21 protein-coding genes are annotated in these 20663 nt (G+C 70.3%); 16 read left to right on the top strand and 5 right to left on the bottom strand.

Annotated elements, in window-relative coordinates; genetic code table 11:
* Window positions 1–5: 5 nt before the first annotated feature.
* Entirely contained in the window at window positions 6–2060 is a 2055-nt protein-coding gene (gene tkt / locus EDD30_RS09190; protein ID WP_244945581.1) for a transketolase, read from the bottom strand.
* A gap of 332 nt (window positions 2061–2392) precedes the next feature.
* Between tkt and EDD30_RS09185 the strand changes: the two genes are divergently transcribed.
* On the top strand, window positions 2393–3352 hold the full coding sequence (locus EDD30_RS09185; protein WP_071803544.1) for a heme o synthase: 960 nt from the start codon (window positions 2393–2395) through the stop codon (window positions 3350–3352).
* 238 nt (window positions 3353–3590) lie between these two features.
* Window positions 3591–3887, top strand: coding sequence for a hypothetical protein (locus EDD30_RS09180; RefSeq protein WP_071803543.1), 297 nt, complete (start codon window positions 3591–3593; stop codon window positions 3885–3887).
* Window positions 3888–4190: 303 nt separating this feature from the next.
* Here the strand turns inward: EDD30_RS09180 and EDD30_RS09175 are convergent, their stop codons facing one another.
* Window positions 4191–5126 (bottom strand): COX15/CtaA family protein, encoded by a 936-nt coding sequence (locus EDD30_RS09175; RefSeq protein ID WP_394328214.1) that lies wholly within the window; start codon window positions 5124–5126, stop codon window positions 4191–4193.
* A gap of 148 nt (window positions 5127–5274) precedes the next feature.
* Between EDD30_RS09175 and EDD30_RS09170 the strand changes: the two genes are divergently transcribed.
* From EDD30_RS09170 to EDD30_RS09130, 9 genes are all read left to right on the top strand, one after another.
* The gene (locus EDD30_RS09170) at window positions 5275–5997 is read left to right on the top strand and encodes a helix-turn-helix transcriptional regulator (RefSeq protein ID WP_071803553.1); all 723 of its coding nucleotides are present in this window, start codon (window positions 5275–5277) and stop codon (window positions 5995–5997) included.
* Window positions 5997–7418: a Fe-S cluster assembly protein SufB gene (sufB, locus tag EDD30_RS09165; RefSeq protein ID WP_071803541.1), complete on the top strand. Its 1422-nt coding sequence runs from the start codon at window positions 5997–5999 to the stop codon at window positions 7416–7418. Before EDD30_RS09170 ends, sufB begins: the two co-directional genes overlap by 1 nt.
* A gap of 46 nt (window positions 7419–7464) precedes the next feature.
* Window positions 7465–8598, top strand: a complete 1134-nt coding sequence (sufD, locus tag EDD30_RS09160; protein WP_071803540.1) for a Fe-S cluster assembly protein SufD — start codon at window positions 7465–7467, stop codon at window positions 8596–8598.
* A 3-nt stretch (window positions 8599–8601) separates the two neighbouring features.
* Window positions 8602–8934 carry a non-heme iron oxygenase ferredoxin subunit gene (locus EDD30_RS09155; protein ID WP_071803539.1) on the top strand — a complete coding sequence of 111 codons (333 nt, stop codon included), beginning with the start codon at window positions 8602–8604 and terminating at the stop codon, window positions 8932–8934.
* Window positions 8931–9695, top strand: coding sequence for a Fe-S cluster assembly ATPase SufC (gene sufC, locus EDD30_RS09150; RefSeq protein ID WP_071803538.1), 765 nt, complete (start codon window positions 8931–8933; stop codon window positions 9693–9695). Before EDD30_RS09155 ends, sufC begins: the two co-directional genes overlap by 4 nt.
* Before the next feature lie 26 nt (window positions 9696–9721).
* Window positions 9722–10951 (top strand): cysteine desulfurase, encoded by a 1230-nt coding sequence (locus EDD30_RS09145; protein ID WP_071803537.1) that lies wholly within the window; start codon window positions 9722–9724, stop codon window positions 10949–10951.
* Window positions 10948–11397 carry a Fe-S cluster assembly sulfur transfer protein SufU gene (sufU, locus tag EDD30_RS09140; RefSeq protein WP_071803551.1) on the top strand — a complete coding sequence of 150 codons (450 nt, stop codon included), beginning with the start codon at window positions 10948–10950 and terminating at the stop codon, window positions 11395–11397. The genes EDD30_RS09145 and sufU overlap by 4 nt, the downstream gene beginning before the upstream one ends.
* Entirely contained in the window at window positions 11394–11927 is a 534-nt protein-coding gene (locus tag EDD30_RS09135) for a metal-sulfur cluster assembly factor (protein WP_084556152.1), read from the top strand. Before sufU ends, EDD30_RS09135 begins: the two co-directional genes overlap by 4 nt.
* 292 nt (window positions 11928–12219) lie before the next feature.
* Window positions 12220–12972: a maleylpyruvate isomerase N-terminal domain-containing protein gene (locus EDD30_RS09130; RefSeq protein ID WP_071803536.1), complete on the top strand. Its 753-nt coding sequence runs from the start codon at window positions 12220–12222 to the stop codon at window positions 12970–12972.
* 295 nt (window positions 12973–13267) lie between these two features.
* On the opposite strand, the gene EDD30_RS09125 is transcribed toward EDD30_RS09130, so the two are convergent.
* Window positions 13268–13951 (bottom strand): DNA alkylation repair protein, encoded by a 684-nt coding sequence (locus tag EDD30_RS09125; RefSeq protein WP_084556154.1) that lies wholly within the window; start codon window positions 13949–13951, stop codon window positions 13268–13270.
* Between the two features lie 356 nt (window positions 13952–14307).
* On the opposite strand from EDD30_RS09125, the gene EDD30_RS09120 reads away from it, so the two are divergent.
* Both EDD30_RS09120 and EDD30_RS09115 read left to right on the top strand, forming a co-directional pair.
* Window positions 14308–14952, top strand: a complete 645-nt coding sequence (locus tag EDD30_RS09120) for an acVLRF1 family peptidyl-tRNA hydrolase (protein ID WP_071803534.1) — start codon at window positions 14308–14310, stop codon at window positions 14950–14952.
* The gene (locus EDD30_RS09115) at window positions 14952–15647 is read left to right on the top strand and encodes a histidine phosphatase family protein (RefSeq protein WP_084556151.1); all 696 of its coding nucleotides are present in this window, start codon (window positions 14952–14954) and stop codon (window positions 15645–15647) included. The genes EDD30_RS09120 and EDD30_RS09115 overlap by 1 nt, the downstream gene beginning before the upstream one ends.
* 6 nt (window positions 15648–15653) lie before the next feature.
* Here EDD30_RS09115 and EDD30_RS09110 read toward each other — a convergent pair whose 3' ends face one another.
* Window positions 15654–16247: a LysE family transporter gene (locus EDD30_RS09110; protein WP_071803533.1), complete on the bottom strand. Its 594-nt coding sequence runs from the start codon at window positions 16245–16247 to the stop codon at window positions 15654–15656.
* A gap of 147 nt (window positions 16248–16394) precedes the next feature.
* Window positions 16395–17312, bottom strand: coding sequence for a KPN_02809 family neutral zinc metallopeptidase (gene ypfJ, locus EDD30_RS09105; RefSeq protein WP_071803532.1), 918 nt, complete (start codon window positions 17310–17312; stop codon window positions 16395–16397).
* Between the two features lie 223 nt (window positions 17313–17535).
* Here ypfJ and EDD30_RS09100 point away from each other — a divergent pair, with 223 nt between their 5' ends.
* From EDD30_RS09100 to EDD30_RS09090, 3 genes are all read left to right on the top strand, one after another.
* The gene (locus EDD30_RS09100) at window positions 17536–19140 is read left to right on the top strand and encodes an ABC-F family ATP-binding cassette domain-containing protein (protein WP_071803531.1); all 1605 of its coding nucleotides are present in this window, start codon (window positions 17536–17538) and stop codon (window positions 19138–19140) included.
* 508 nt (window positions 19141–19648) lie between these two features.
* Window positions 19649–19876: a helix-turn-helix domain-containing protein gene (locus EDD30_RS09095; protein ID WP_015620263.1), complete on the top strand. Its 228-nt coding sequence runs from the start codon at window positions 19649–19651 to the stop codon at window positions 19874–19876.
* Window positions 19873–20652: an enoyl-CoA hydratase/isomerase family protein gene (locus EDD30_RS09090; protein WP_071803530.1), complete on the top strand. Its 780-nt coding sequence runs from the start codon at window positions 19873–19875 to the stop codon at window positions 20650–20652. The genes EDD30_RS09095 and EDD30_RS09090 overlap by 4 nt, the downstream gene beginning before the upstream one ends.
* Window positions 20653–20663 lie beyond the last annotated feature (11 nt).

Below are 20663 nucleotides of genomic sequence, written 5' to 3'. Positions count from 1 at the left end.
ACTCCTCAGTTTCCGGTCTTGTGACCGGTGATTTCGCCGACCTTGGCGAGGGCGGCGTTGGCCTTGGCCACCACGTTGTCCGCGGTGAACCCGAACTGCTCGAACAGGATCTTCGCCGGGGCGCTGGCGCCGTAGTGCTCGATGCTGACGGCCTCGCCGGCGTCGCCGATCAGGCGGTCCCAGCTCATCCGGATGCCCGCCTCGACCGAGACGCGTGCCTTGACGCCCCGGGGGAGGACCTGCTGCTGGTACGCGGTGTCCTGCGCGAAGAACCACTCCTGGCACGGCATCGACACGACCCGGGTCGGGGTGCCCTCGGCCTCCAGGCGCTCCTGCGCGGTGAGGCAGTACTGCACCTCGGAGCCGGTGCCGATGAGGATCACCTTCGGCTCGCCGCCGGACGCCTCGGAGAGGATGTAGCCGCCCTTCAGGACGCCCTCGGCCGACGCGTACTTGCCGCGGTCGATGGTCGGCAGGTTCTGCCGGGAGAGCGCCAGTGCGGTCGGGCGGTCGGTGTGCTCCAGCGCGCCGCGCCAGGCCCAGGCGGTCTCGTTGGCGTCCGCCGGGCGTACGACGTCGAGGCCGACGATGGCCCGCAGCGCGGAGAGCGTCTCGATCGGCTGGTGCGTGGGGCCGTCCTCACCCAGGCCGATGGAGTCGTGCGTCCACACGTAGACGACCGGCAGCTTCATCAGCGCCGACAGCCGGACCGCGCCGCGCATGTAGTCGCTGAAGACCAGGAACGTGCCGCCGTACGGCCGGGTGCCGCCGTGCGCGGCGATGCCGTTGAGGATCGAGCCCATGCCGTGCTCGCGGACGCCGAAGTGCAGGGTGCGGCCGTACTCGTGGCCGGGGAACGCCTTGGTGGCGTACTCGGCGGGGATGAACGAGGGCTCGCCCTTCATCGTGGTGTTGTTGCTCTCGGCCAGGTCGGCCGAGCCGCCCCACAGCTCGGGCAGCACCGGCGCGAGGGCGTCGAGCACCTTGCCGGAGGCGGCGCGGGTGGCCAGGCCCTTGTCATCGGCCGGGAACTCGGGCAGCGCCGCGGTCCAGCCGTCGGGCAGCGAGCGGGTGGCGAGGCGGTCGTACAGCTTGCTGCCGTCCTCGTTGCCGGCGGCCCAGGCCGCGAAGGCCTTGTCCCACTCGGCGTGCGCCTCGCGGCCGCGGGCCGAGACCTGACGGGCGTGCTCGAGCACCTCGTCGGCGACGGCGAACGTCTCGTTCGGGTCGAAGCCCAGGATCTCCTTGGTCGCCGCGACCTCCTCGGCGCCCAGGGCGGAACCGTGGATCTTGCCGGTGTTCTGCTTGTTCGGCGCCGGCCAGCCGATGATGGTGCGCAGCACGATGAAGGACGGCTTGTCGGTGACCGCCTTCGCGGCCTGGATCGCCGTGTAGAGAGCCTCCACGTCCTCGTGGTAGTCGCCCTTGTCCGGGTCGCCCTGGCGCCAGTCCACCGTCTGCACGTGCCAGCCGTAGGCCGCGTAGCGCGCGCCGACGTCCTCGTTCTTGGCGATGCGGGTGTCGTCCTCGATGGAGATCTCGTTGTCGTCGTAGATCACCGTGAGGTTGCCGAGCTTCTGCACGCTGGCGACGGCGCTCGACTCGTGGCTGACGCCCTCCTCGATGTCCCCGTCCGAGCAGAGGGCGAAGACGTGGTGGTCGAAGACGGAGGTGCCGTCGGCGGCGTCCGGGTCGAACAGGCCGCGCTCGCGGCGGGCCGCCATCGCCATGCCGACGGCGTTGCCGATGCCCTGGCCGAGCGGGCCCGTGGTGACCTCGACGCCGGGGGTGTGCCCGTACTCCGGGTGGCCGGGGGTGAGCGAGCCCCACTGCCGCAGGGATGCCAGGTCGTCGAGCGCCAGGCCGTATCCGGAGAGATAGAGCTGGATGTAGAGAGTGAGGCTGGAGTGGCCACAGGAGAGCACGAACCTGTCCCGGCCGGCCCACAGCGGGTCGGTGGGGTCGTGCCGCATGACCCGGTTGAACAGCAGGTAGGCGGCCGGCGCGAGGCTCATGGCCGTGCCGGGGTGGCCGTTGCCGGATTTTTCGACGGCGTCCATGGCGAGCACACGGACGGTATCGACCGCCCGGCGGTCGAGGTCGGACCAGTTCAAATCGTCAGTGGCAGCCACGTCGGTCGATCTCCTCGGGCATCGTGTGGGAACCCTTCGAAAGTGACCCTATCCAGTCCGTGTAAACCACCGCCGCGGGAACGCCGCAGGCCCATACGCTGAGAGCGGACACACCGGCTCCTGCTGTGACGCCGTGCACCCCCGACGGGTCGCCCGGGCAGCGCCTCGGGCTGCGCGTAGGCTGTCCGAACGTGCCAGCCCGTCCACACCGGTGACGGCTGACGAAATGCGCCCTCGCCGATGCCGGAAGGTGGCTGTCCGTGAGCATGATCACCGAGCGTCCCGCCCAGGGGCGGTCGCCGGGTCTGAAGGAGGCGGCGCCGCCGGCGGCCGGCACCACGGCCCGACGCGACATCCGCGCCGTGCTCATGGCGTACGTCTCGCTGACCAAGCCGCAGATCGTCGAGCTCCTGCTGGTGACCACCATCCCGGCGATGATGTTCGCCGCCGGCGGGCGGCCCGACCTGGGTCTCATGGCGGTCGTGCTGGTCGGCGGCTCGCTGGCCGCGGGCGCGGCCAGCGCGCTCAACTGCTACATCGACCGCGACATCGACCAGCTCATGCGCCGCACCAAGCGCCGCCCGCTGGCGACGCACAGCCTGACGCCGCGCGCGGTGCTGATCTTCGGTCTGTCTCTGGCCGCGGTCTCGCTCGTGCTCATGGCAGCCCTCACCAACTGGCTGGCGACGGCGCTGACCGCGGCCGCGATCGTCTACTACGACGTCGTCTACACGCTCTGGCTCAAGCGGCGCACCCCGCAGAACACGTTCTGGGGCGGCATCTGCGGCGCGGCTCCCGTACTCATCGCCTGGGCCGCGGTGACCGGCACGGTCGCCCCCATCGGCTGGGCGCTTTTTGCCGTTGTCTTCTTTTGGCAGATGCCGCATTTCTACCCGCTCGCGATCAAGTACAAGGACGACTACGCGCGCGCCGGCATCCCGATGCTGCCCGTAGTCCGCTCTGCACGCCGGGTGAACGCCGAGATCCTGATCTTCACGGTGCTGACGGTCGCGGCCTCGCTGGCGGCCTGGCCGCTGGGCATGGGCCCGATCTACGGCGGCACGGCCCTCGTCGCGGGCGCGCTGTTCCTCCTCGAGGCTGTGCGCCTGGTCGGCCGCTCGCGCCGCGGAGAGCCGCTCAACGCGATGCGGCTCTTCCACTGGTCGATCACCTACCTGACGATCCTCTTCATCGCGGTCGCGGTCGACGCCCTCGTCTGACGCACAAAGTGTGCGATCGCATTGAGTGACGCCATTGCGTCTCGTCGCACACAATGCCCGTTTTTCAGGCTCGTTCGGTGACACTCTGTCGCTCGATGGAGTGGACCTGGCTCGGGGATAAAACGGACTATATCGGGTCATACCAATGCCCTGATCCGCCAAACCTGCAGGTAATTGGCATCACAAAATGCACCCGTCGTTACTTGCTCACGGCCGAAGTCTGCCTAGGCTTTGCCCCATGGCAGAAGGTTCCGATACGACACTGACCGCGGACATCCGGTCGTTCGCCTCCGGTCACGGCGGAGCGAAGGCGGTCATCGAGTACGTCGGCAAGCGTGGTGCCCGCATCGTCCTGGTGGGCGAGGACGGGGAGTGGACGGACCAGTTCGCCGCCGCCGGCACGGACGTGGCCCGCAAGGCCTGCGAGACCGCGGGCGTCGAGGTGGAGAACGAGTGGGAGCGCGAGCTCATGGAGCAGATGCGCCCCAGCAACGACCTCTGGCGGTCGATGTCCCGCCGCAGCATGGCGAGGTAGCTTTTTCCATATTCAGTCGGTGCGGCCCGGGCCTTGTCCGGGCCGCTTTCGTGCGGTGCGGTTTTTTCAAGATCAAGTTCAAGGGCTTGATGTCGTAGGTGAGTGGGTGGTACTAGCCGTCGCTCACGCCGAGGCCGGGCCCGAAGGGCCAGTCGCCTGGCGGCTCCTGGACGGCCCTTCGCACCCTTCGTTCTGCATGCGTGGCTGAGCTCGAACCCTTCACCCCGCGGCCCGGCGCCGGCCGTAGGGAGTGCTCGAGGCCCGCGTGCCCTTCGTCCGCCTGGGGTTTGGTGCCGGCTTCGGTCAGGCGACCGTTGCGGGGGCGGGTGCCGGCTCTGCGGCCGTGGTGGAGGGCGAGGTGGGGGCGGGTGTCGGGCGGTCGCGGAGGCGCCAGAGGGTGTTGAGGGTGGCTACCCAGACGAGGCAGGCGCCGAGCATGTGGGCGGCCACCAGGATGACCGGCAGGTGGGTGAAGTACTGCACGAAGCCGATCAGGCCCTGGGAGAGCTCCACCGCGACGAAGACGGCAGCCGCCCGGATCGCCGGGGCGGGTGCGCCTGCCGCGCGCAGGGCGAACCACAGCGCCACCGAGAGGCCGAGGAGCAGGAAGACCAGGTCGGCGTGGATCTGGGAGATGGTCGCCGGGTCGAGGCCGTTGCGCTTGGCGTCCTCGTCGCCCGCGTGTGGGCCGCTGCCCGTGACGATCACGCCGGCCACGATCACCGCCGCGCTGACGAGGGCGGTCAGGACGGCCAGGTGGCGCAGCGGCGGGGCCACCAGCGCCCGCGTGGGTGCGTCGCCTTCCTTCGTGCGCTGCCAGAGGGCCCAGGTGACCGAGATCAGGGCCATCGACAGCAGGAAGTGCAGGCCGACCACCCAGGGGTTGAGGTCCGTCAGGACCGTGATGCCGCCGATGACCCCCTGGCCCGGGATGCCGAGCCCGGCCGCGAGCGACAACAGGATCAGCGGGCGGCGGCGGGGCTTGTGCCACAGCGCCGCGACGAAGGTGGCGAGGGCGATCAGGCCCAGCGCGATGCCGAGCAGCCGGTTGCCGAACTCGATGACGCCGTGCACGCCCATCTCGCGGGTGGTCGTGTACGACGCGTCGGTGCACTTGGGCCAGGTGGGGCAGCCGAGGCCGGAGCCGGTCAGCCGGACCGCCGCGCCCGTCACGACCAGGCCGATGTTGGCCACGAGGGACGCGAGGGCCAGACGGCGCAACAGGGTGGGCTCGCTCACGCTCGGGATCGTACGCCCGGAATCGGACGTGTCACCGAGCCCTCCGCGACGCGGTGTCCTGGATCACCGGAGCGCCGGTTTGCAGGCACGGAGCGAATTACGTAACGTTGGCGTAGTGAAAAACGGAGTGCTGTCGCGGAGCAGCCGGGTGGCCGTTGCGGCCGCCGGCTCCGGCGCGCCCTCCGCAGAGGGTAAAGGCGTCGATGTGCGCACCCGCGACCGGGTCGCGCAGTTGCTGCTCGAGCGGGGCACGGCCACCGCGGCCGAGCTCGGCGCGCAGCTCGGCCTGAGCCCGGCCGCGATCCGCAAGCATCTGGACGCGATGCTCGCCGACGCCCTGGTCGAGGTCCGTGAGACGCCCCCGCGCGGCCCGCGCGGGCGCGGGCGTCCCGCCAAGGTCTTCGTGCTCACCGCCGCGGCCCGGGAGAGCTTCCCGCACTTCTACGACGGCATCGCCACCGCGGCGCTGCGCTGGATCGCCGAGCACGGCGGTCCCGAGGCCGTCGAATCGTTCGCCGCCGCTCAGCTCTCCGCGCTCGAGGAGCGCTGCCGCGCCGCGATGCTCGAGGCCGGTGACGCACCGATCGCCCGGGCGGAGGCGCTCGCCGAGGCCCTGACCGCCGAGGGCTACGCTGCCAACGCGACCACGATCGCGTCCGGCGGGCAGCTGTGCCAGCACCACTGCCCGGTGGCCCACGTGGCCGCCGAGTTTCCCCAGCTGTGCGACGCCGAGACCGCGGTCATCTCGCGGCTCATCGGCACCCACGTGCAGCGCCTCGCCACCATCGCGCACGGCGACGGGGTGTGCACCACGCACATCCCCGCCCCGCAGTGCCCACCCCATAACCACACCACGGTTAGGAACGGATAATGACCGACCAGATCGTCACTCAGGAAGAGCACCTGGCCGCTCTTGGCAAGTACGAGTACGGCTGGGCCGACGCCGACGTGGCCGGCGCTGCCGCCACGCGTGGCTTGTCCGAGGCCGTGGTGCGCGACATCTCCGCGAAGAAGAACGAACCGCAGTGGATGCTCGACCTGCGGCTCAAGGGCCTGCGCCTGTTCGACCGCAAGCCCATGCCGAACTGGGGCGCCGACCTCACCGGCATCGACTTCCAGAACATCAAGTACTTCGTGCGCTCCACCGAGAAGCAGGCCACGAGCTGGGAAGACCTGCCCGAGGACATCAAGGCGACCTACGACAGGCTGGGCATCCCCGAGGCGGAGAAGCAGCGCCTCGTGGCCGGCGTCGCGGCGCAGTACGAGTCCGAGGTCGTCTACCACAAGATCCGTGAGGACCTCGAGGAGCAGGGCGTCGTCTTCCTCGACACCGACACCGCCCTCAAGGAGCACGAGGACATCTTCAAGGAGTACTTCGGCACGGTCATCCCGGTCGGCGACAACAAGTTCGCCGCGCTGAACACCTCCGTGTGGTCCGGCGGGTCGTTCATCTACGTGCCGAAGGGCGTGCAGGTGGAGATCCCGCTGCAGGCGTACTTCCGAATCAACACCGAGAACATGGGCCAGTTCGAGCGGACCCTGATCATCGTCGACGAGGGCGCGTACGTGCACTACGTCGAGGGCTGCACCGCGCCGATCTACTCGTCCGACTCGCTGCACAGCGCGGTCGTCGAGATCATCGTCAAGAAGAACGCCCGCTGCCGGTACACGACCATCCAGAACTGGTCGAACAACGTCTACAACCTGGTCACCAAGCGCGCCACCTGCGAGGAGGGCGCGACCATGGAGTGGATCGACGGCAACATCGGCTCCAAGGTGACGATGAAGTACCCGGCCGTCTACATGACCGGCCCGCACGCCAAGGGCGAGGTGCTGAGCGTCGCGATGGCCGGCGAGGGCCAGCACCAGGACGCCGGCGCCAAGATGGTGCATGCGGCGCCGTACACCTCGTCGACGATCGTCAGCAAGTCGATCGCCCGCGGCGGCGGCCGCACCTCGTACCGCGGCCTGGTGCAGGTCATGGACGGTTCGCACCACAGCGCCAGCACGGTCAAGTGCGACGCGCTGCTGGTCGACACGATCTCGCGCTCGGACACGTACCCGTACGTCGACATCCGCGAGGACGACGTCAACATGGGTCACGAGGCGACCGTTTCCAAGGTCAGCGAGGACCAGCTCTTCTACCTGATGAGCCGGGGCCTGACCGAGGACGAGGCCATGGCGATGATCGTGCGCGGCTTCATCGAGCCCATCGCCAAGGAGCTCCCTATGGAGTACGCCCTCGAGCTGAACCGCCTCATCGAGCTGCAGATGGAGGGCGCGGTCGGCTGACCGCGATCCCTACCCGACGTTTCCCGCTGCGAAGAACTAGGACGAGATGACTACCGAGGCCATGGCCCCGCCGAGCACCAAGTCGCAGGTGCTGCGTTCCTTCGATGTCACCGACTTCCCGGCCGTCAACGGCCTGGAGGAGGAGTGGCGCTTCACCCCGATCAAGCGGCTCGGCGCCCTGATCACGGCGACCTCGCTCACCGGTGCGGCGCCCGGGTACGCCCCGGGCGACCTGCCGGCGGGCATCTCGGTGACCCAGGTCGATGCGGGCAAGGTCGACGCCGTGCTCACGCCGTTCGACCGGATCAGCGCCCTCGCGTACGGCTCGGCCGCGGAGGTGACGCTGATCGACGTCGCCGCGGAGACCGTTTCCGAGACCGCCGCCGTGATCCGCGTCGTCGGGCAGGGCTCCGAGGCCGCGGCCGCGCGCACCTACGTCCGGGTGGGCAACTTCGCCAAGGTCACCATCGTGCTGGAGCAGACCGGCACGGCGACGCTGGCGGACAACCTCGAGGTGGTGCTCGGCGACAGCGCCCAGCTCACCCTCGTCACGATCGCCGAGTGGGACGCCGGCTCGGTCCAGGCCCAGCACGTCAAGTTCAAGGTCGGCAAGGACGCCCGGGCGCAGCACGTGCAGGTGGCCCTCGGCGGCGACCTGGTCCGCCAGTTCACCAGCGTCGACTACGCGGGCCGGGGCGGCGACGCCGAGCTCTGGGGCCTGTACTTCGCCGACGCCGGCCAGCACCTCGAGCACCGCCAGCTAGTCGACCACAGCGTGCCGGACTGCCGCAGCTACGTCGGCTACCGCGGCGCGCTGCAGGGCGCGTCGGCGCACACCGTCTGGGTCGGCGACGTGCTCATCCGCGCGGCGGCGACGGGAACGGAAACGTACGAGATCAACCGCAACCTGGTGCTGACCGACGGCGCCCGGGCCGACTCGGTGCCCAACCTCGAGATCGAGACCGGCGAGGTCGCCGGCGCGGGCCACGCCAGCGCCACCGGCCGCTTCGACGACGAGCAGCTCTTCTACCTGATGGCCCGCGGCATCCCCGAGTTCGAGGCCCGCAAGCTGGTCGTCCGCGGCTTCTTCGCCGAGCTGGTCAACAAGATCCCGGTCGAGGAGCTGCGCGAGCGCCTGGGCGACGCCATCGAGGCCCGGCTGGCGAAGGCGGGGGCCTGAGCCATGTCCTTCGAGCTTGTCGGGCCGGCCGCCGAGGTGGCGAAGGGCACGGCGATCTCCGTCGAGGTGAACGGCGTCGACGTCGCGGTCGTGCATGCCGACGACGACAACTTCTACGCCGTACGCGACGAGTGCAGTCACGCGTCCGTCGCGCTCTCCGAGGGCGAGGCCGACGGCTGCACCCTCGAGTGCTGGCTGCACGGCTCCCGCTTCGACCTGCGTACCGGTGAGCCCTCCGGACCGCCCGCCACCGAGCCGGTGGCGACCTTCCCCGTCGAGATCCGCGACGGCGACATCTACGTTTCGACGACACCGAGTAATGGAGTAGAGCCGTGAGCACCCTGGAGATCCGCGACCTGCAGGTTTCGGTCAAGCTGCCCGAGGGCGAGCTGAAGCCGATCCTGGCCGGGGTCGACCTCACCGTCAAGGCGGGCGAGACCCACGCCATCATGGGCCCCAACGGCTCCGGCAAGTCCACGCTGGCCTACTCCATCGCGGGCCACCCCAAGTACGAGATCACCGGCGGCACGGTGACCCTCGACGGCGCGGACGTCCTGGAGATGAGCGTGGACGAGCGCGCCCGGGCCGGCCTCTTCCTCGCGATGCAGTACCCGGTCGAGGTCCCCGGTGTGTCGGTGGCGAACTTCCTGCGTACCGCCAAGACCGCGATCGACGGCGAGGCGCCGAAGCTGCGGACCTGGGCCGGCGAGCTGCGCGGCGCCATGGAGAAGCTGCAGATGGACCCGGCGTTCGCCCAGCGCAACGTCAACGAGGGCTTCTCCGGCGGCGAGAAGAAGCGTCACGAGATCATGCAGCTCGAGCTGCTCAAGCCCAAGGTGGCGATCCTCGACGAGACCGACTCCGGCCTCGACATCGACGCGCTGCGCATCGTCAGCGAGGGCGTCAACCGGGTCCGCGCGACCGGCGAGACCGGCCTGCTGCTGATCACCCACTACACCCGCATCCTGCGCTACATCAAGCCGGACTTCGTGCACGTCTTCGTGGCCGGCAAGATCGTCCAGGAGGGCGGCCCCGAGCTCGCCGAGCAGCTCGAAGCCGAGGGGTACGAGCGGTACGTCGCCGGCGCCCACGCCTGAGCCGAGCCTGTCCCAAGGAGATCAAGATGACCTTCGACGTGGCCCGGGTTCGCGCCGACTTCCCGATCCTGGGCCGGGAGATCAACGGGCATCCGCTGGTCTACCTGGACAGCGCCAACACCTCGCAGAAGCCGCGCCAGGTGATCGACGCCATGCGTGATCACCAGGAGCGGCACAACGGCAACGTGTCGCGCTCGGTGCACACCCTGGGCACCGAGTCGACCACCGCGTACGAGGCGGCCCGCGCGAAGGTCGCCGCCTTCATCGGGGCGCCGTCGCCGGACGAGGTGATCTTCACCAAGAACTCCACCGAGGCGATCAACCTGGTCGCATGGACGGCGGCGGAGTTCCTGTCGCTCGGCCCCGGCGACGAGATCGTGGTCTCCGAGATGGAACACCACTCCAACCTCGTACCGTGGCAGCTCCTCTGCCAGCGCACCGGCGCGACGCTCCGCTGGTTCGGCGTCACCGACGAGGGACGGCTCGACGAGTCCTCACTCTCCGAGCTGGTCAACGAGCGCACCAAGCTCGTCTCGGTCGTCCACATGTCCAACATCCTCGGCACGATCAACGACCCGGCGCGCATCGTCGCCCGGGCGCACGAGGTCGGCGCGCTGGTCATGCTCGACTGCTCGCAGTCGGTGCCGCACTTCCCGGTGGACGTGCGCGACCTCGGCGCCGACTTCATCGCGTTCACCGGGCACAAGATGCTCGGACCGACCGGCATCGGCGTGCTCTGGGGACGGATGTCGCTGCTGGAAGCGATGCCGCCGTTCCTCGCCGGCGGGTCCACGATCGAGACGGTCAGCCTGGGCGCCACCACGTTCGCGCCGCCCCCGGCCCGCTTCGAGGGCGGCACACCGCCGATCACCGAGGCCGTCGGCCTCGGCGCCGCCGTCGACTACCTGACGGCGCTCGGCATGGAGAACGTGCACCGCCACGAGCAGGAGATCACCGCGTACGCGCTGAAGGCGCTCACGGACGTCCCCGGCGTACGCATCTTCGGACCCGCCACGCCGGAAGGGCGCGGCGGCACGGTGTCGTTCGAGGTGGAGGGGGTACATCCGCACGACGTGGGGCAGATCCTCGACAGCCTCGGCGTCGAGGTGCGAGTGGGCCACCACTGTGCACGCCCGGTGTGCACGCGGTACGGGGTGCCGGCGATGACCCGCGCCTCGTTCTACCTCTATACGACGACCGACGAGATCGACGCCCTCGCGCGCGGTCTGGAGCAGGTGCGGAGGGTGTTCGCCTGATGATCGACCAGCTCTACCAGGACATCATCCTGGACCACTACAAGCACCCGCACGGGCGCGGGCTGCGAGACCCGTACCAGGGCGAGGCGCACCACGTGAACCCCACCTGCGGCGACGAGATCACCGTCCGGGTCACCAGCGACCTGTCCGACATCTCGTACGACGGGGTGGGTTGCTCGATCAGCCAGGCCTCGGCATCGGTGCTGCACGAGCTGCTCAAGGGCCGCCCGGTGGCGGAGGTCTTCGCGATCCACGCGGAATTCGTGGATCTGATGCAGAGCCGAGGTCAGAAGGAACCGGACGAAGAAGTACTCGGCGACGGCATCGCCTTCGCCGGCGTCGCGAAGTACCCGGCCCGGGTGAAATGCGCGCTGCTGCCATGGATGGCATTCAAGGACGCCGCGGCGCGCGCCGGTGTGGGCATCAACCCGGAGGTGAAGGCATGACGGACAGAACTGTCGAAGAGATCGCCGCGGACGCGGCGGATACGGCCGGACCGGACGACGCGACGTCGCCGGCCTCGACGGCCCCGGTCGCTTCGGACGGACCGGCCGAGGCTGGTGCCGCGGCGTCCGGTCCTGCGGCGTCTGATGCTGTGGCGTCCGGTTCTGTGGCGTCTGGTGCTGTGGCGTCCGGCGGCGGTTCGGGTGCCAAAGCCGCCGTGGCCGACGTCGAGGAGGCGATGAAGGACGTCGTCGACCCGGAGCTCGGCATCAACGTGGTCGACCTCGGTCTCGTCTACGACGTCCACGTCGACGACGACAACGTGGCCACCCTGGACATGACGCTGACCTCGGCGGCGTGCCCGCTGACCGACGTCATCGAGGACCAGACCCGCCAGGCCCTGACCACCGGCCCCGGCGGCGGCCTGGTCAAGGACTTCCGGATCAACTGGGTCTGGCTCCCGCCGTGGGGCCCGGACAAGATCACCGACGACGGCCGCGACCAGCTCCGGGCGCTCGGCTTCAACGTCTGACACCCGCCGGGCCGGCGCTTTCCACGCGCTGGCCCCGGCATCGTCGCGTCGGTCCGCGCGTCCCTGCGCCGGCCGGCGCGTCTTTGCGTAGGGGCTGGCATGTTCTTGCCTGGGCTGGCGTGTCCTTGCGTCGGGGATGGCGTGTTATTTGCCGCGGCGTGCCCTTGCGCCGGGGCCGCCGGGGCTTCGCGTGGACCGGCACGCTCCTGCCTCGGCCTCGCGTGGTGCGACTCCTGAACTTCGCTGACCTGCGGTTCCAGGAAATGTCGGTAGCCGGTGGTAGACAACGGGCATGACCTCGATGCCGCCCTACCCGGCCCTGCTGGACCAGATCGACGAGCGCGCGACCGCGTTCCGCGAGGCCGTGACCGCGGCCGGCCTCACGGCCCCGGTGCCGGGCTGCCCGGAATGGACAGTGCGCGACCTCACCGCACATCTGGGCAGGGTCCACCGCTTCTGGGCGGCAACCGTCGCGGCAGGACCCGCCGACGGCCCACCGTCCGCCGAAGCCATCGGCGACACCACCCCGCAACCGGACCTGCTCGCCTGGTCGGCAGAGTCCACGCACCTGCTGATGGAAGCCCTGCGATCCGCCCCACCCGATCGCGACTGCTGGACGTGGTGGGGAGCCTCGGAGGCGCCGATGACCGTCGCAGCGGTCGCCCGTCACCAGGCCCAGGAGGCGGCCGTGCACACGTACGACGCCCAGGAGGCGGCCGGCAAGGCAGAGCCCCTCCCCGCCGCGATCGCCGTGGACGCGATCTCGGAGTTCCTGGTGGCAAGCCTCGGCAGCCTAGGCCCATGGCCACACCGCCCTGCCCGCATCGCGCTGTCCGCGGTGGAAGGCCCGACCTGGCTCGTCGACCTCACCCCCGCCGGCGCCAAGGCCAACCCGGCCCCCAGCGGCGACCCCCTCGCTACAATCCACGCCTCCGCCAGCGACCTCCTCCTGCTCCTCTACGGCCGCATCCCCACGGATGCGGTCGTCATCAAGGGAGACAGCTCAGCCGTCGCCGAACTCCTCGCCTGGACCGACAATGACTAAGCCACCCTGAGCCCCACGCCTACCCCACCGCCCTGCGCCGCCTCCTCGCCGGCGCCACCTCGCGCAAATGCCTTCCCGCGCGGCGCGGCGTCATACCGTGGCTGTGCTCGTGGGGGCGCCCGGCGACGGCTCTTACACCGTGTTCGGCTTCGCGTCGTGTTCGGTTCCTTGCGGCGTGTGGTTCCGCGCCGCCTGTGGTTGCGCGCTGTCCGCACTAACCGCGTCCGCGTTTCGCCGCGCCGGGCCCTGTGGGTTGGGCATTGGGGTGTGGCGTGTCTTGCTGCACCGGGGTGGGTCAGAGGTGCTTGGCGGCCTCTCGGATGGACAGCGGCGACAGCAGGTGCCCGTGGTCGCAGAGGTAGGTGCGGACTGCCTCGGCGTCAGTCCGGGCGTATTGGCGTAGTGCCCAGCCGATGGCCTTGCGTATGAAGAAGTCCGGGTGTCCCGCCTGCCGTGTGCAATAGCCGAAGAGTCGGTCGGCGTTGGTCTTCCGGCCGTACTGCAACTGGTGCAGGATCGCCGTGCGGATGACCCACATGTCGTCGTCTTCCACCCACGCGTCCATTTCCGTGGTGAGGTCCGGATGGCGGGCGACGAGACCGCCCACGAAGTGGGCCGCCAGCGTGTCGACGGTGTCCCACCACGACTTCGTGGTGATCAGAGCGCGGGCCGTCGGCAGGAAGTCCGGTCCGGGGACGGCCGCGTGCTTACGCAACCAGTCGCAGGCGAAGTACTGGTATTCCCTGCCCTCCTGCTCCCAGCAGGCCGCCGCCACCGCGCCGAGGTCCTTTCCGGTGGGCCTGGGAAGTCCGGCCACCACGGCGCGGTCGAGTGCGCGGCGGGCTGGGCTCGCGATACCGAGGAAGGCGAACTGGTCACGCATGTAGGCCGCCGCCTGCACGGCGCGATCAGGGTCCCGGGCGGCCTCGTAGGACCGCGCCAGTCTTTCCAGGACCTCGTCGGCCAGCGGTCGCGTCATGAGCTGGATCATGCCATTCCGCCGCGCACGGTCGCGGCAGTAAAGGCGCCGCCCGCGCCGCCGCCCGCCCCGTCGCGCCATCCGCCGCCTGCCCCCGTCGTGCTGCCGGTCGTGCCGCTCGTCGCGCCGCCCCGTCGCGCTGCCTGCCCCGTCGCGCTGCCGCGGTGCCCGTCGCGCTGCCGCGGTGCCCGTCGCGCTGCCGCGGTGCCCGTCGTGCCGCCGCCCGCCCTCGCCGCGCTGTCGCGCTGCCTGTGGCGCTGTCGCGCGTCCACCGCGCTGCCGAAGCCGCGGGCCGCGCCGAAGCCGCCGCCCGGTGGGGATCTCGGGGCGGACCGCGCCGCCGTACGCTAAGGCTCATGAGCGCACGTCCGGCGGCCGGCGGGGGACGGTGGGTCGATGTGCCCCCGGAGCGCCTGGCCCGGTGGGTGGAGAACTTCTCGTCCCGTCACGGCGGCCACACTGTGCACGGTCTGGTGCTGACGGGCACGGACGGCGCCACCGCCGAGCTCTCCCCGCCGCCCGGCGCGCCGCCCGTGGCCGACCTCGATGACCTGCATCTCCAGGCGTCGGCGCCGCGCCGGATCGGGTTGCTGCTGGCGCGCAAGGGTGCCGTCGCCGCCGGGATCGCGGACGGTCCCGAGCTTCTTTCTTCCAAGGTCGACACGCATTACGTTCAGGGGCGCACCGCGGCCGGCGGATGGTCGCAGCAGCGTTTCGCCCGCCGTCGGGACAACCAGGCCAAGGCCGCCGCCGCGGATGGCGCGGCCGTCGCGGCGCGGGTCCTTCTTCCCGGGGCCGGCGCCCTGAGCGTCCTGGTCACCGGCGGCGACCGTACGGCGGTGGACACGATCCTCGCCGCCCCGGCGCTCGCCGCCCTCGTGCCGCTGCGCCACGATCGTTTCCTCGACGTGCCGGAACCCCGGCGGGCCGTACTCGAGGAGGCCGTCGCCCTGGCCCGGGCGGTCCGGATCCTGGTGCGCGACGCTCGACCCGTACGCTGATGATCGTGGATGTCGTCGCCGAGCTGGTGCTGATCCGTCACGGGCAGAGCGCCTCCAACGTGGCTTTTCCCGAGGCCGATGCGGCCGGCTTGCTGGAGTCCGGACTGTCCGGCCGGGACGCCGACGTGGCGCTGACCCGGTGGGGAGTCGAGCAGGCGCGGGCGGTCGGCGCCTGGCTCGCCGCGCTTCCTTCCGCTCGGGTGCCTCAGGTGGTCGTCACGTCGCCGTACGTGCGGGCCCGCGAGACCTGGCGGATCGCCGCGGAGGCATCCGGGCGGGAGCTGCCGGCTCCCGCGACCGACGATCGGCTGGTCGACCGGCTGCTCGGGGATCTGGAGATGCTGACCCGGGCGGCCGTCGCCCAGCGGTTCCCGGACGAGCCCGGGCGGCGGGCGGCCGTCGGCGAGTACCGCTACCGGCCGCCGAACGGGGAGGCGTTCGAGGATGTCGCGGCGCGCGTGGCCGCCTTTCTCGACGATCTGCACCGGGAGCATGCAGGGCGGCGGGTGGTGGTGGTCGCGCACGACTCGGTGGTGCTCATGATGCGGTTCGTCATCGAGGGTCTGGACTGGGACGGCGTGGCCGCGGTGGCCGACGCCGGTCCCGTCCGCAACGCCTCGATCACCCGGTTCGACGGGTCCTCGGGACGACTTGTTCTCGCGGGCTACAACACCGTCGACCATCTCGCGCCCTGATCGCCGTCATACCACCAGAGCGACGGCGAGGACGGCGATCACGGCGCTGGACGCCAGCGCGGTGATGAGCCGGGCGCGGCCGCCGGTCAGGAAGCGGCCGGCGAGGGCGCCGCTGGCGGCGATCAGCAGTTGCCAGCTCGCCGAGGCCAGGAACGCTCCGAGGACGAACCAGGCGCCCCCTCCCTCGCCGCCGCGGCCGAGCACCAGTGCGGCGAAGTAGACGACCGTGGCCGGGTTGAGCAGGGTGAGACCCAGGATGCCGGCGTACGCCGCCATCGGGGTGGTCCGGTCCGTCTCGCGGGTGGTCGCCGGCTTGGTGAGCGCCGACCAGGCGGTGTGCGCCGCAAGCAGGAGCAGCACCGCGGCGGCGGCCCAGCGCAGGGGAGCGGCGATCGGCGCGATGAGTCCGGCGAGGGCGGCCCCTCCGAGGACGGCGAGCAGGGCGTACACGCCGTCGGCGGTGGCCGCGCCCAGTCCGGCGGCCGCACCGACCCGCAGGGAGGTGCGCGCGGTGAGGCCGGCGATCAGGACGGCGATGGCGCCGACGGGCACGGCGACGCCGTAGCCGGCGATGACGCCGGCCAGGAAAGCGCCGGTCATGACACGGGTACGGGGACCGCAGGGCCGCCGGGACCACGCTGCTGTCGCGTCACCCGGACGGGTGCGGCGGCGGCAGTGGGCTTCAGCAGGCTCAGTACGGTCACGCGCCCATGGTGTCGCCCGCCCTCACCCTCGGACAACGGGTTTTCAGGACACGGCCCCCGCGGCGAAGGTGTCGCAGCTCTTCGGCGAACCGCTCCCGAATCCCGTCTGGAACCACTGTTGCCGCTGGGCGCTCGTGCCGTGGGTGAACTCGGCCGGGTTGATGGTGCCTCCGCCGCGCTTCTGCAGGGTGTCGTCGCCGATCTGAGCGGCGGTGTCGAGTCCCTCCTGGATGTCCTGCTGCGTGATGCTCTTGAACAGCTTGCGGCCGCTGCGGTCGTCGGCGCCGGTCGCGTTCTTGGCCCAGACCCCCGCGTAGCAGTCGGCCTGCAGTTCGAGTTTGACCGACAGCGGGTTCGCCTGGTCGGGGTCGCGCTGCTGGGCGCGGCGCATCGCGCTCTCGGTGCCGGAGATGTCCTGGATGTGGTGCCCGTACTCGTGGGCGAGCACGTACGGCTGTGCGAACTCGCCCGGCGCCCCGAGCTGGTCCGCCAACTGCCGGTAGAACGTCAGGTCGATGTAGACCTGGTCGTCCGCGGGGCAGTAGAACGGGCCGACGCCGGAATCGGCGGCACCGCACTTCGTCCTGACGGCCCGGGCGAAGAACACCGTCTTGGCCGGCTGGTACGGCTCGCCGAAGTGCTGCGGGTACGCATCCACCCAGTAGTCCTGGATCGCGTTGACGTACAGCGCGTTGCGGCAGTCGAGCTGCTGGAGCTTCTGCGTCTGCGCGCACTTCTGCTGCAACTCTGTGTTGTCGCCGCTCTGCGGTGCCCCGCCGTCGCCGCCGAGGGTGTTGATCCCGAAGTATCCGCCGACGACGGCGATCAACACGGTCACGATGATGCCGGTCAGGCCGCCGCCGCCGATGGGTAGGCCGCCGAAGCCGCCTCCACCGCCTCCGGAGGAGCGCCGGTCGTCGATCTGGCTCGTGTCGATCTCGGCGTTCTCGTTGAGTTCCATCTCGTCCTCCCGGGCACCGGCACGCGTACTCGGCACGTGTGCGGGAGCGTGTACCCGATGATCACGCCACCTAATCGGGTAGGTGGCCGCGCGGGCCGCCCGGTACACTAGTCGCGTGCTGCTCTGCGAAGGCTGATTTGCCCCGCGCCGACCGCGTGATATACCGGCCGGCGCTTCCGCGTGCCCTGAGCCAGCCTTCTCCCCGAGAGCGAGACGTCTCCCCATGATTACCGCCACCGGACTCGAACTGCGCGCCGGCGCCCGCATCCTGCTGTCCCCGGCCACCCTGCGGGTGCAACCGGGAGACCGGATCGGCCTGGTCGGCCGCAACGGCGCCGGCAAGACCACCACCCTCAAGGTCCTGGCCGGCGAGGGCCAGCCGTACGCGGGGGAGGTCAGCCGGACGAGTGAGGTCGGCTACCTGCCCCAGGATCCCCGTACGGGCGATCTGAACGTCACCGGCCGTGACCGGGTGCTGTCCGCCCGCGGGCTGGACGTGATCCTCGCCGAGATGCAGAAGCTCGAGGTCGAGCTGGAGGAGAGCGCCGACGACAAGCTGGTCCGGCGTTACGGCACCCTCGAGGACCAGTTCGCCGCGCTGGGTGGCTACGCCGCCGAGGCCGAGGCCGCCCGGATCTGCTCCAACCTGGGCCTGCCCGATCGCGCGCTGGCGCAGACCATCGGCACCCTCTCCGGCGGTCAGCGCCGCCGGATCGAGCTGGCCCGGATCCTGTTCGCCAACTCGGGCCAGAACGGCAAGGGCATCCTGCTGCTCGACGAGCCGACCAACCACCTCGACCAGGACTCGATCGCCTGGCTGCGCGGCTACATGGCGCAGCACAAGGGTGGACTCGTGGTGATCAGCCACGACGTGGAGCTGCTCGACGCCGCGGTCAACAAGGTCTGGTATCTCGATGCCAACCGGTCGGTCGTCGACATCTACAACGTCGGCTGGAAGAAGTACCTCGAGTCGCGCGAGACGGACGAGCGCCGTCGCCGCCGCGAGCGGGCCAACGCGGAGAAGAAGGCCGGCGCCCTGATGGCCCAGGCCGACAAGATGCGCGCCAAGGCGACCAAGACGGTGGCCGCGCAGAACATGGCCCGCCGCGCGGAGAAGCTGCTCGGCGGGCTGGAGGAGGTGCGCGCCTCCGACAAGGTGGCCAAGGTGCGCTTCCCCAACCCGGCCCCGTGCGGCAAGACCCCGTTGACCGCGGCCGGCCTCTCGAAGTCGTACGGTTCGCTGGAGATCTTCGCCGACGTGGACGTCAACGTCGACCGGGGGTCCCGGGTCGTCATCCTCGGCCTGAACGGTGCCGGCAAGACCACCCTGCTGCGGATCCTCGGCGGCCTGCTCAACTCCGACACCGGTGAGGTACGGCCCGGGCACGGCCTGCGGCTGGGTTACTACGCCCAGGAGCACGAGACCCTGGACGTGGACCGCACCATCCTCGAGCACATGCGCAGCGCCGCCTCGGAGCAGACCGACACCGAGCTGCGGAAGATCCTGGGCGCGTTCCTCTTCTCGGGCGACGACGTCGACAAGCCGGCGGGCGTGCTCTCCGGCGGGGAGAAGACCCGGCTGGCGCTGGCCACGCTGGTCTGCTCGGGCGCCAATGTGCTGCTGCTCGACGAGCCCACCAACAACCTCGACCCGATCAGTCGGGAGCAGGTGCTCGACGCGATCGCCAACTATCCGGGCGCGATCGTGCTGGTCACCCACGACGCCGGCGCGGTGCAGGCGCTGAAGCCCGACCGGGCGATCCTGCTGCCCGACGGCGACGAGGATGCCTGGAGCGACGACCTGCTGGAGCTGGTCGAGCTGGCCTGACCCGGTCCGTCGCGGCCCACACGGCCGCGCTTGATCGGGGATCATGGGCATCGTCAGTTGTCAACTGGTGCCCACACAGACAGTGCGACGTCGATCGGGCATCCATCCCCGTACGGCCTCACGATGGCGTGCCCGGACCGGGTCGGCGGGGCCCGGTGAGCTCAAGATCGTATCTCAGGGTGAACGTTCGTTAGACGCTGCGTGACAGCGTTGTCGGTCCCTCGGCCGGATGATGTTTGTGCAGGTCAACAACGCTTGATCGGGTCGGTCGGGGCGGCGCCTGAAGCGGTGCCGGAGCTCCCGCGAAAGGCGTCCGAGGCGCTTCATTGGCGCTCGATCGGGACCCACTGGCAACTGTCTGACATTGATGAGCGTGGTCATCGTCGGGTTCCTGACACCGCCAAAAGGGCACGTTCGCTAAGCCGAGATACCTAGCGCATGATCGTTGGAGGCGGTCTAATAGGTGGGACCGTATCGAACCGCACAGTCTGGGACGTGAGGATTCAACATGGCAGCCACGGGCACAGCCACCAGCACTGAGAAGGGTCGTCGAATCGTCGGAAGCGAGCGCCAGACGCTCGCCAAAGACCTGGTGAAGCGCTACACCTCCGGCGAGAGCATTCGTGCCCTGGCCGCATCCACCGGACGGTCGTACGGCTTCGTGCACCGGGTGCTGACCGAGTCCGGCGTGCAACTGCGCCAGCGGGGCGGCGCACGGCGTCGGAAGAAGGCGTGACGACCAGCGTAACCCCCGGATCCGAGGCCGGTGTTCGGTATGAGCAGGACGGGCCGGTCGCGACGGTGACGTTGAACCGGCCCGATGTGCTCAATGCGCAGACGCCGGCCATGTGGTCCGAGCTCGTCGACATTTCCCGGAAAATGCCGGGGGAGGTCCGAGTCGTCATTGTCCAAGGAGCGGGACGCTCTTTTTCCGCCGGACTCGACTTGTCGGTGGCGCGGGGAGAGGGCGATTCTTCGCTACCCGTCCTAGCCCGCTTGTCGCCGGAAGAGTGCGCGGATCGGATTGCCGGCTTCCAGGAAGCCTTCACATGGTTGCGGCGGCCGTCGCTGGTCACGATCGCGGCCGTCCAGGGGCATGCCATCGGCGCCGGATTCCAGCTCGCCCTCAACTGCGACATGCGGATTCTGGCCGACGACGCCCGCTTCTCCATGGCCGAGGTGACCCTCGGTCTCGTCCCGGACCTCGGGGGCACCAAGCGGCTCACCGAGCTCGTCGGTCCGTCCCGGGCGCTGGAGATCTGCGTCACCGGTCGGCGGATCGCGGCGGACGAGGCGGACCGGATCGGCCTGGCCACCGCCGTCGTGCCCCGCGACCAGCTCGACGGCGCGGTCTCGGACCTCGCCGCGGCGGTCCTGACGGCGGACGTGGGTGCGGTCGCCGAGATCAAGGCGCTGCTGGCCGGGGCGCCGGGACGCTCGTACGACGAGCAGGACCGGGCCGAACGGGAGGCGCAGACGCGCCGGCTGCGTGATCTGGCGGGGATGGAGTAAGGACCGCGCCG

Source organism: Couchioplanes caeruleus (assembly GCF_003751945.1).
Classification (GTDB): domain Bacteria; phylum Actinomycetota; class Actinomycetes; order Mycobacteriales; family Micromonosporaceae; genus Actinoplanes; species Actinoplanes caeruleus.
This window is presented reverse-complemented; position numbering and strand designations above follow the sequence as displayed.

What these genes read in the sequence shown, in the direction of transcription:
- tkt (WP_244945581.1), bottom strand. Translation starts at nt 2,060, where the DNA reads ATGGACGCCGTCGAAAAATCCGGCAACGGCCACCCCGGCACGGCCATG.
- EDD30_RS09180 (WP_071803543.1), top strand. Translation starts at nt 3,591, where the DNA reads ATGGCAGAAGGTTCCGATACGACACTGACCGCGGACATCCGGTCGTTC.
- sufB (WP_071803541.1), top strand. Translation starts at nt 5,997, where the DNA reads ATGACCGACCAGATCGTCACTCAGGAAGAGCACCTGGCCGCTCTTGGC.
- sufD (WP_071803540.1), top strand. Translation starts at nt 7,465, where the DNA reads ATGACTACCGAGGCCATGGCCCCGCCGAGCACCAAGTCGCAGGTGCTG.
- EDD30_RS09155 (WP_071803539.1), top strand. Translation starts at nt 8,602, where the DNA reads ATGTCCTTCGAGCTTGTCGGGCCGGCCGCCGAGGTGGCGAAGGGCACG.
- EDD30_RS09145 (WP_071803537.1), top strand. Translation starts at nt 9,722, where the DNA reads ATGACCTTCGACGTGGCCCGGGTTCGCGCCGACTTCCCGATCCTGGGC.
- EDD30_RS09135 (WP_084556152.1), top strand. Translation starts at nt 11,394, where the DNA reads ATGACGGACAGAACTGTCGAAGAGATCGCCGCGGACGCGGCGGATACG.
- EDD30_RS09130 (WP_071803536.1), top strand. Translation starts at nt 12,220, where the DNA reads ATGACCTCGATGCCGCCCTACCCGGCCCTGCTGGACCAGATCGACGAG.
- EDD30_RS09125 (WP_084556154.1), bottom strand. Translation starts at nt 13,951, where the DNA reads ATGACGCGACCGCTGGCCGACGAGGTCCTGGAAAGACTGGCGCGGTCC.
- EDD30_RS09120 (WP_071803534.1), top strand. Translation starts at nt 14,308, where the DNA reads ATGAGCGCACGTCCGGCGGCCGGCGGGGGACGGTGGGTCGATGTGCCC.
- EDD30_RS09115 (WP_084556151.1), top strand. Translation starts at nt 14,952, where the DNA reads ATGATCGTGGATGTCGTCGCCGAGCTGGTGCTGATCCGTCACGGGCAG.
- EDD30_RS09110 (WP_071803533.1), bottom strand. Translation starts at nt 16,247, where the DNA reads ATGACCGGCGCTTTCCTGGCCGGCGTCATCGCCGGCTACGGCGTCGCC.
- ypfJ (WP_071803532.1), bottom strand. Translation starts at nt 17,312, where the DNA reads ATGGAACTCAACGAGAACGCCGAGATCGACACGAGCCAGATCGACGAC.
- EDD30_RS09100 (WP_071803531.1), top strand. Translation starts at nt 17,536, where the DNA reads ATGATTACCGCCACCGGACTCGAACTGCGCGCCGGCGCCCGCATCCTG.
- EDD30_RS09095 (WP_015620263.1), top strand. Translation starts at nt 19,649, where the DNA reads ATGGCAGCCACGGGCACAGCCACCAGCACTGAGAAGGGTCGTCGAATC.